Consider the following 8,697-nt stretch of genomic DNA (forward strand, 5'->3'; position numbering starts at 1 on the left):
TAAGGAGTACTGAACTCCTTATGGACTTTGTATTTGACTTGTTTTCAGTTGAGATGAGTGGCTAATGATATATTATCTAGTAATTTATCATTTTCTCGCTTGGATATAGTGGAGCGATTCTGGTTTTAATATTAAGCATCTCTGCCAAATTTTTAGTTTTAAATGATTCCCTAGCTGCATTGCTAACCAATACTGTTCTGGTTTTTCACCTTGGGAGTCGGCAATTGAGATTAACTCATTTAACTTGGCTGCGGATGCGTCATCTTGTTGTAGGTTGTTATGAGAGATCGCAGTGAAATATATTTTTTAATCTTAAGGAGTAGTGCTGTGACAAAAGCAATTAGTTTAGTACCCAAGGTTTTGTTATTCGTGTGTATATGTTTATTTTGCAGAGAGTCTTTTTCAAAAGTACAAGTGTTTGAAGCAAAACTAGATGATGAAGGAGTGAAAGAAGTTCGAGAGCGCATTACTCCAGAACTATACCTATTTAGCGCCGATGGAAAATTAAAACTTAGAGCCCTTGGCTTTGATGGAACTACATCTAGGGATGTAATTGACGTTTTGACAAATGATAAAACCTTGTACATAGAACTGTCTGTAGCACAGCGAGATAAAAAAATTGCAGAATTACAAATTGTCGCTACCGAAAATCTGAAAAAATATTTTAAGTCAAAAAATATACCCAGAAGTAAACATGTTAAGATGGTGAGTGATCAAAATGCACACATTGAGAAAACCTTCAAATTGCCTTTGCTGTCTGAAAAAGCGATAGCTAAGCAGATTCAAAATACGGAACTTAGTGCTGAAAAGCTTTCAATACTTTCAAATGATACGGACTCTTACCTACTTGTCACATATTCGGCAGATTGGTGTGAGCCATGCAAATTACTTTCTTACGAGCTTCTCACATATTTTAAAGAGCATGAAGGCAGCGTTAATATGAATTGGGTAAAGTTGAATAGGCCCTAGGACATCTTTGGTTTCTTTTTTAAAATGAAAACAAGTGCAGATTCAAGCTTGGTGTTTGTTTCTTGTTGTTTTAAGTCAACAGCGAGTCAGTATTCTGTTATAATCCAGCCGATTTTTTGAACAGATTTTTAGATATTTTTGAGACCATTAATGCCAATGATTCAACCAGCCTCTCGATCCAAGCCTGTAGCACGTATGAAAGCGGAGCGAGGCTTATTTTCATTTCCTAAATACTGGGCCGAGTGTTTTGATCCTGCTCCCTTTTTACCTATGTCACGTAAAGAGATGGATCAATTGGGCTGGGATAGTTGTGACATTATCTTGGTTACTGGCGATGCTTATGTGGATCACCCTAGTTTTGGCATGGCAGTGATTGGTCGCACATTGGAAGCGCAAGGTTTTAGAGTAGGTATTATTTCTCAGCCGAATTGGCATAGCAAAGATGAATTTATGCAGTTAGGTGAACCTAATTTATTCTTTGGTGTGACGGCGGGAAACATGGATTCAATGATTAACCGGTATACGGCTGATCGTAAGTTACGCCACGATGATGCGTATACGCCGCATAATGAAGGCGGAAAACGACCTGATAGAGCCGTAACCGTTTACACTCAACGTTGTAAAGAAGCTTATAAAAAACCGGTTGTAATTGGTGGTATTGAGGCCAGCTTACGACGTATCGCTCATTACGATTATTGGTCTGACAAAGTCCGCCGCAGTGTATTGTTTGACTCTAAGGCTGATATGTTAATGTTTGGTAATGCAGAACGGCCGTTACTCGAAATGGCACATCGTTTTGCCGCTGGTGAAACCATTGAACAGATGCAGGATATACGAGGTACTGCGGTATTGCGTAAGGAACCATTACCAGGTTGGCAAGGGGTTGATTCAACGCATTTAGATGTTTTGGGTAAAATTGATCCAATTGTTAGTCCTTATCAAAATATAGAAGATAAATGTGCGGTATCTTCTGAAGCTGAAAAGCAAGCAGCGATTGACGCACAAAAGGCCAAGCCTATCGTGGTACAGCCTTTTACATCCAAAACTAAAAGACGTAAACCTTGGGAAAAAACATATGTCATGTTACCTCCCTATGACGTGGTTCGTGCCGAAAAAACACACTACGCTCATACTTCACGAATTTTACATAAAGAAACCAACCCTGGTTGTGCGAGGGCTCTAGCCCAGCGACACGGAGATAGAATTGTGTGGATTAATCCTCCTGCCTATCCTCTTGAAACCGAAGAAATGGACGCTATTTTTGATTTACCCTATGCACGGGTTCCTCATCCTAGTTATGGCAAAGCTAAAATACCTGCTTACGACATGATTAAAACTTCGGTTAATATTATGCGTGGCTGTTTTGGTGGCTGTACTTTTTGTTCGATTACAGAGCATGAAGGCCGAGTTATCCAAAGCCGTTCTGAAGAGTCTATTGTTCGAGAAATCGAAGAAATTAGAGATAAAGTGCCTGGATTTACTGGTGTTATTTCTGATCTTGGTGGCCCTACGGCCAATATGTATAAGCTTAGGTGTAAGAGTCCTAAGGCAGAACAGGCCTGCCGTCGATTATCTTGTGTATGGCCAGAAATTTGTGGTCACTTAGATACCGACCAATCACCGACTACCAACTTGTATCGAAAAGCACGAGAAGTTGATGGAGTGAAAAAAGTATTGATTGCCTCGGGTGTACGTTATGACTTGGCGATTGAAGATCCTGAATATGTAAAAGAGTTAGTGACTCATCATGTGGGTGGGTATTTAAAAATTGCTCCAGAACATACAGAGAAAGCGCCATTAGATAAAATGATGAAGCCGGGTATGGGTACTTATGACAAGTTCAAACTGTTATTTGATAAATACACCAAAGAAGCGGGTAAAGAGCAATTTTTAATTCCTTATTTTATCTCTGCCCACCCAGGTACCAAAGACGAAGATATGCTGAATTTAGCTTTATGGCTAAAAGAGCGGAACTTTAAATTGGACCAAGTTCAGAATTTTTATCCGTCGCCCATGGCTAATGCCACCACTATGTATCACACCAATAAAAACCCGATACACAAAGTAAATCATAAAAGTGAGAAGGTCGAGGTACCAAAAGGTGAAATACACAGGCGTTTACATAGAGCATTTTTACGTTATCACGATCCAGCTAATTGGCCTATGTTACGTAAAGCGTTAAAAGAAATGGGTAAAGCGCATTTAATTGGTAATAGCCCTAAGTGTTTAGTGCCACCAGAAAGTCGCAATGAACTAAGAGGTAAAGAACAAAAAGCTTACGCTAAACGATCTGTGAATAAAGCTCACGCTAAAGGCAAAGGTAATAATGCCCAAAAGGCTCAGAAAGGTTTGACCCGATTCAGTGATAACCAGCCTCACAACGAGGCGGCTAATAAAGGCAAAGGTTCTAACAATCGCAACAAACCTAAAGGGAAACGTTAGGTCATTTATAGAACTAGACAGATGACATTAAAAAAGAGGCTTGAAAGCCTCTTTTTTAATTTTGTTGATAGGTTCTACAGATAATCCCTAGAACTCATAATTAATGTTTTGCCAAGTTTTTTCTAACAAATAAACCAGCTAGACCAATAAGCATTAAGCTAAGTGCCGCTGGCGCAGGTACGTCTTTAACCGCGTCAATGACGTTAACATCGAAGGATGTGTCGATGTCAAAGTTAGTCGCTTGTGAACCGTCTACGAAAAACAAACCGCCAAAATTGAAATCGTCACCCAGTAATGAAACGGTGTCATTACCAATTGAGTCAGCACTGAAGGTTAAACTAGCTAAAAGTGTATTGTCACCTGACATAGGTGAATCAAATATATCTACAAAACCACCGACTTGGTTGATGGGAAATATATCTTCTGTTAACCAGTTAGTGAATGATACGCCTGTAAACGATACATTGCCGTTAATAGCAGATAAATCTAGTCCGAATCCAGTTAAGTCTAAGTTTGCTGGAATATCCGCCAATATATCTACAGTAAACGTATCGCCAACGGTGACAGTGTCATTGTAATCAAGCTCAATTACTACAGCAGAAGCTGTTGTGGCTTGTAGTAGCAAGGCTAAACCAGCCGTTGCCATGGATAAATATTTAGTTAGTTTTTTCATTTTATACTTCTCATAATTAAATACATGATCGAGGCACAAAGTAGTTTGTGCCTCAGATACAAATTATTGTGGGGATTGGTTTCGGTATGCGACAATAAATAAGCTGTAATCGGTACGGGTTACAACTCCATCCTTATCCATGTCTGCTGCAGCATTGAAGTTGGCGTCATCTTCCGAGCTTCCCAATGTTGCTCTGAATAAAGATGCGTCAGATGCGTCAAGTTTGCCGTTACCGTCTAAGTCACCAGCTAAGCTAATTGTTGGATCTAGTGGTGCGTGGTCGTTCTCATCATCTACACCATCATTATCATCATCTGGGTCAACCAAGTCAGGTAGGTCATCACCATCAAAATCAGCAGAAGGCACAGCAAACGTTACTACAATATAAGGTTGGTTAAGGCCTTCTTGATCTTCTTTGGTGTAAAGCTGACCATCAACATCGGCTGTTACGCCAAAACTATAAAATCCATCAGAGGTTACATAGTGGCTTAAATCAACACTAATATTACGAGTGTCTGATTCAACGTTTACAGAATTAACCAAGCTATTTAGATCGTTTTTAGTGTTCCAAGTAACTGTTGATTCATCCCAATCGCTGCCTGTGCTATGTATATCTAGTTGTCCATCGATTGGTTTATTTCCATGGTTAACTAACCACAACTGACTATCTACTAAATCTCCTTCAGCTGTATCTAAACCTGCCACCTTAAATTTCATATAACCATGTCGACGCCCAACAAACACTTTAATTACGGATATTGCGCCTAAGTTAGTACTAGCCTTACTGCTGTCAACGTCTGCATCGTCAGTAACATCAAATCTAAAGGTAGTACCAGCGGCCGCATATTTAATATTAAGTGGGAAGGCATCTGATTCATCAGGTACTCCATCATTATCATCATCTGGATCGACGCTATCAAATATCCCGTCTTTATCTGAATCAATTTCTATAACATCTCCACCTATTGTTACACCGCTGATAGTGATCGCTTTGGTGCCTTTACAAGCGGGTAAATCAAAGCTCACGCTAGAAATATTCACGTTGGATTCAACAATATTTTGTCCTTCAAGAATATGGACGTCGCAGCTTCCTTCGTCATTTCCAGAAAGGGTGATTTTTTTAGTTGTTTCATCGCCTCCTATAAAAGAGTTCAAGTTAACCGTACCGTCTTTTTTAGTACCCACTTGAACATTTTCACCTTCTTTTATCGTGAGATAAGAAGAGATTTTTGTAGAGTCATTAAAGGTGTTACCTGCAATATACAAGTCTCTCACACCATAGATGTGTACATCACGTTTACAATCTTTATCTACATGGCCTGTTGTTGCACAAGAGGTATCAGCGCGCCTTTCACTACTTCCATCCACTTTATATGTCCAAGTGGCATAAGTATCACTTGGTCTTTCTTGAGTTACACGTTTGTGACCTTCGGTAGCTGCAACGCTGATATATGGGTAGGTGGAAGGAGCACTGTCTTGCATAAAGAATTTATTGTCGTAGATTTCTACGTTTTTAGTGAATTGCTCGAAGTGTAATGAGTTAGCGCCACCATTTGCATCATCTGACATTCCAGCAAATTCATTTCGAGTAATCTTCAAATCAGCCGCTTGTACTGCTCCTATGTGGAACTGCCGTGCTTTTTCAAAAACATTGTCGCGGATAACCGAAGTACTCATGCTAGTGCTTTCAACGTAACGTCTGCCGATACGGTTGCCGTCTTCATCAGTGGAGTCGTGTCTTCTGTCATTACCAGCATCAAAACTGATGGCCGTATCATAACCTTCTCTGAAGATGCTATCTTCAACAATGATTTGTTCTACAGAAGTAACTAACTCACCTCTTTTAATAGTATGGCGATTAAACATATGAATAACGGTATTGGAAATATTAACAAATTCACAATTTGAAACAGTTAAGCCTTCGGTTGCCCACCCTGTAGGCGATCCAATCCCAAATTGTAAAGAGTTTTCAAATAACACTCGCTCAAAACTATGGCCTTTACTTTCCTTGAATCTAAATATGGTTTGAGCCCAGGTATCTTGGACATTGCCACCATCTAAGGTTAAGTCTGTCACAGTAACATCATTGCCTACCGCATCAATTAATGTAGATTTAGTCTCCATTAGTTTAAGGATTGTAGTATCTCTATCACTACCTTCTAAGATAAGTCCGTCATTTTCGATAATCAGTCTTTCATAAAACTCATAATCACCTGCTGGAAAAATAATCTTAGTTGTTTCTCCATCTATCGCCCAAGCGACAATATCATCAATCTTCGCGGGATCCGCTGTCCTGGTTACTGCCAGTGCAGAAAAACTTCCTAACGTTAAAACCAATGTGCCCAATATAAGCTTATAGTTTCTCATCAATTTACCTCATTTAAATTACGAACCTCATGTAGATAAAAATGTATCTACATTCGCATTCCAAAACCTTACTTAGCAATAAGCCCGTCTCATCAAGTGTAAAATGGGCTATTAATCAACTTTCAGTTTTATAATTAACTTAATTTTTACAAATGTAAAGTGTGTATATGAGTTCGGTTTTTTATATTTAATTGATTTGGTTTGTATTTGTATTACATAATCCAGAGGGAGGTAAACTTAAATAAAGTTACTAAAATCAATGTTAATTTACGTTAATTATGTTTGGTTGAATAGTTAACAAGGTTTAACATCCTCGTTGCCAATTTTATTGGGTTTTTGTGGATGTTTTTTTATTTGAAATTGAAGGGTTTTAACATTGTTAATGTTGTTTAAATTGTATTGAATAATGTTTTATTTGTTTATTTAGTTAATTTTTGAAAAATGTATTATTTTATATGTGATATTTAATTGTTTTTATATAAAAAATAAATATGGGTAAAATGTGTTTTTTTTCTTTGGGTGTTAGATTGGGGTAATTAATTTTCTAAGAGAGCGTTTGTTGGGAATGGCTTGACTCCCTAAAGGTTTTTGTTCGCAACTTGTAATTTTTGTTCTCTACATATAATGAATATAATTGATTCCTATTTTATTGGATTAAATACGTATATTTTACGGGCTTTCGCTTTCTAAATGGGCTGAAATCTGCTATTTTCTACGCCAAATAGACGTCCAGATGTCTCTATCCTAATTTTTAGTCTTTATACGTGGAAAATCTCATGAGCAAAGTGTCGTTGCCGAAAGAAAAAATTAAAATATTATTACTTGAAGGATTACATCAAAGTACATTAGATACTTTGCATGCAAATGGATATGAAAATATTGAGTACCTAAAAACATCACTTCCTGAAGATGAACTGATTGAAAAAATCAAAGATGTGCATTTTATTGGTATTCGTTCTCGTACTCAATTAACAGAAAACGTTATCGCAGCAGCAAACAAGTTGGTCGCTGTTGGGTGTTTTTGTATTGGTACTAATCAGGTTGATCTTAAGGCAACACAAGCACGCGGTATTCCCGTTTTTAATGCTCCGTTTTCCAATACTCGTTCTGTTGCTGAATTAGTATTAGGTCAACTCATTATACTTTTACGTGGTATACCCGCAAAAAATGCCAAGGCTCATAAGGGCATTTGGGATAAAAGTGCAGTGGGTTCGTATGAAGCACGCGGCAAAACGCTAGGTATTATCGGTTATGGTCATATCGGTACACAGCTCAGCATTTTGGCTGAACATTTAGGTATGCGCGTGCAGTTTTTTGATGTGGAAAGCAAACTTGTTTTAGGTAATTCGACGCAAGTGCGAACGCTTGATGAGTTATTGAGTACCTCTGATGTGATTAGTTTACACGTGCCTGAAACAGTGGAAACTAAAAATATGATTGGGGCTAAAGAAATAGCCTTAATGAAAGATGGCGCTATTTTAATGAATGCAGCACGCGGAACTGTGATTGACATTGATGCGCTAGCTACGGCAATGAAAAGTGGAAAGTTAGCAGGGGCTGCTATCGATGTATTCCCAGTAGAACCTAAATCTAACGATGATTTGTTTGAATCTCCATTGACCGAATTCGACAATGTTATTTTGACTCCCCATGTCGGTGGAAGTACGCAAGAAGCACAACAGAATATTGGTATTGAAGTCGCCGGTAAATTAGCTAAATACAGTGACAATGGTTCTACTTTGTCAGCAGTGAACTTTCCTGAAGTATCTTTACCGGAGCACACTGGTCGTTCTCGTTTATTGCACATCCACAAAAATGCGCCAGGCGTGTTAACTCAAATCAACCATGCTTTTGCTGATAAGGGGATTAACATCGCGGCTCAATATCTACAAACTAACGAAAATATTGGTTATGTAGTTATCGATGTAGAAACTGACCGTGCAGACGATGCATTTACCCAATTGCAACAAATTGATGGCACGATAAAAACGCGCATATTGCATTAATAGTGTTGGTAATACTTAATAATTGAAGGGGCTTTAGGCCCCTTTTTTATTATACGTGGAAACGAATAGAGAATTCGGCACCTTTGCCTAATTCAGATTGACAGGTAAGTGAACCTTTAAGCACTTTCATTACAATGTTACTGCAGATATGCATACCTAAACCACTGCTTTCATTATTGCCTGCTAAGGTAAAAAATGGTTTATAAATATTTTGAATCGTTTCTTGAGTCATACCCACAC

The 8,697-nt window shown here is 38.4% G+C and carries 6 protein-coding genes; 3 read left to right on the forward strand and 3 right to left on the reverse strand.

Going from position 1 to position 8,697, the window contains the following annotated elements; translation table 11 throughout:
- The first annotated feature begins 327 nt into the window (after positions 1–327).
- Complete coding sequence (locus ACSHXM_RS12850) at positions 328–969, forward strand: hypothetical protein (RefSeq protein ID WP_435689171.1); 642 nt, start codon at positions 328–330, stop codon at positions 967–969.
- A 150-nt stretch (positions 970–1,119) separates the two neighbouring features.
- Entirely contained in the window at positions 1,120–3,411 is a 2,292-nt protein-coding gene (locus ACSHXM_RS12855) for a YgiQ family radical SAM protein (protein ID WP_435689172.1), read from the forward strand.
- 100 nt (positions 3,412–3,511) lie between these two features.
- On the opposite strand, the gene ACSHXM_RS12860 is transcribed toward ACSHXM_RS12855, so the two are convergent.
- Positions 3,512–4,084, reverse strand: a complete 573-nt coding sequence (locus ACSHXM_RS12860; RefSeq protein WP_435689173.1) for a hypothetical protein — start codon at positions 4,082–4,084, stop codon at positions 3,512–3,514.
- A gap of 63 nt (positions 4,085–4,147) precedes the next feature.
- Complete coding sequence (locus ACSHXM_RS12865; RefSeq protein WP_435689174.1) at positions 4,148–6,451, reverse strand: CBM96 family carbohydrate-binding protein; 2,304 nt, start codon at positions 6,449–6,451, stop codon at positions 4,148–4,150.
- 776 nt (positions 6,452–7,227) lie between these two features.
- On the opposite strand from ACSHXM_RS12865, the gene serA reads away from it, so the two are divergent.
- On the forward strand, positions 7,228–8,457 hold the full coding sequence (serA, locus tag ACSHXM_RS12870; protein WP_435689175.1) for a phosphoglycerate dehydrogenase: 1,230 nt from the start codon (positions 7,228–7,230) through the stop codon (positions 8,455–8,457).
- A 49-nt stretch (positions 8,458–8,506) separates the two neighbouring features.
- Here the strand turns inward: serA and ACSHXM_RS12875 are convergent.
- Positions 8,507–8,697, reverse strand: a 191-nt coding sequence (locus tag ACSHXM_RS12875) for an ATP-binding protein (protein WP_435689176.1), incomplete at its 5' end; no start/stop codon positions are given.

The sequence above is a fragment of the Paraglaciecola sp. genome (genome assembly GCF_051252315.1).
Taxonomy (GTDB): Bacteria; Pseudomonadota; Gammaproteobacteria; order Enterobacterales; family Alteromonadaceae; genus Paraglaciecola.

What these genes read in the sequence shown, in the direction of transcription:
- ACSHXM_RS12855 (WP_435689172.1), top strand. Translation starts at nt 1,120, where the DNA reads ATGCCAATGATTCAACCAGCCTCTCGATCCAAGCCTGTAGCACGTATG.
- ACSHXM_RS12860 (WP_435689173.1), bottom strand. Translation starts at nt 4,084, where the DNA reads ATGAAAAAACTAACTAAATATTTATCCATGGCAACGGCTGGTTTAGCC.
- ACSHXM_RS12865 (WP_435689174.1), bottom strand. Translation starts at nt 6,451, where the DNA reads ATGAGAAACTATAAGCTTATATTGGGCACATTGGTTTTAACGTTAGGA.
- serA (WP_435689175.1), top strand. Translation starts at nt 7,228, where the DNA reads ATGAGCAAAGTGTCGTTGCCGAAAGAAAAAATTAAAATATTATTACTT.